The organism is Streptomyces sp. NPDC102259, from assembly GCF_044766465.1.
Taxonomy (GTDB): domain Bacteria; phylum Actinomycetota; class Actinomycetes; order Streptomycetales; family Streptomycetaceae; genus Streptomyces.
In genome coordinates this window covers 1-1,133 of record NZ_JBIWMA010000070.1, presented here as the reverse complement: position 1 = coordinate 1,133, position 1,133 = coordinate 1, and the positions used below count along the sequence as shown (strand labels likewise).

Below are 1,133 nucleotides of genomic sequence, written 5' to 3'. Positions count from 1 at the left end.
AGAGGTCGTTTTCACCTCAACTGCCCCGGTATCGGAGGATTTCTTTGCTGTCGGACGGCGGTGCGGAAGCGGCGACAGATGCGGTCGGGGCTTGTGTTCCGAGTGGGGTGATGGGTGGGGCGGGATGCTGCTTGTTCCTGTCTTATCCCATGAATGCCCGGTCTGCCGTCATCGCTTTGTGCTTCTGTCGTCGCAGCTGTGCGCCTGGGCGCACTCGGTCTGCGGCGGTACGCCGGAAGCATGTCGACGCGACGTCCTTACCCGAGTGATCTGTCCGATGCCCGTTGGGAGTTGGTCGAGCCGGTCCTGGCGGCCTGGCGCTTCGAGCGCCGCGGCAGAGCTCTGGACTTCGGCCGGCCGCCCGAGCTTGACCTGCGCGACATCATGGACGCGATCTTGTATGTGGATCGCACCGGCGTTCAGTGGCGCTACCTCCCACATGACTTTCCGCACTGGAACACGGTCTACGGCTACTTCGCCAGGTGGCAGCAGGAAGGTGTGTTCGCCCAGCTCAACGGCCTGCTCAGGCAACTCTTACGACAGAAGGAAGGGCGGGAGGCTGAACCGTCGGCCTGCGTGATCGACGCGCAGAGCGTGAAGACCTCCACCAGCGTGCTCGCCTCGGGCCAGGGCATCGATGCCGGGAAGAAGATCGTGGGGCGCAAGCGGAGCATCGTCACCGACACGATCGGCCTTCTCCTCGCGGTGCTGGTCACCGCGGCCAGCGTGCAGGATTCCGTGGCCGGCACCCAGCTCCTGGACCGGGTCGCCGCCGAACATCCCCGCGTCCGCAAGGTGTGGGTCGACGGCGGGTACCGCCAGCATCTCGTCGAGCATGCCGCCACCCTTGGCATCGATATGGAAATCACTCAACGCAGGCCCGGGACCAGGGGATTCACTCCGATCCCCAAGCGGTGGGCGGTCGAGCGGACCTACGGCTGGCTCATGCTCCACCGCCGCCTGGCCCGCGACTACGAGACCCACCCGCACCGCTCCGAAGCCATGATCCAGCTCGCCATGACCGACCTCATGGCCCGCCGCCTCACCGGCGAGAACACCATCTCCTGGCGTGACCCGACATCACGTAGCCAAGGGCCTATCTCGGGATAAAACAACGGGAGAAAACGACCTCT

The 1,133-nt window shown here is 65.1% G+C and carries 1 protein-coding gene; it reads left to right on the top strand.

Annotated elements, in window-relative coordinates; genetic code table 11:
• Positions 1–240: 240 nt before the first annotated feature.
• Positions 241–1,110: an IS5 family transposase gene (locus ACIRPU_RS44395; protein WP_403878962.1), complete on the top strand. Its 870-nt coding sequence runs from the start codon at positions 241–243 to the stop codon at positions 1,108–1,110.
• Positions 1,111–1,133: the final 23 nt, after the last annotated feature.

Bases quoted from the DNA above. Each gene is read 5' to 3' on its own strand.
- ACIRPU_RS44395 (WP_403878962.1), top strand. From the start codon at position 241: ATGTCGACGCGACGTCCTTACCCGAGTGATCTGTCCGATGCCCGTTGG.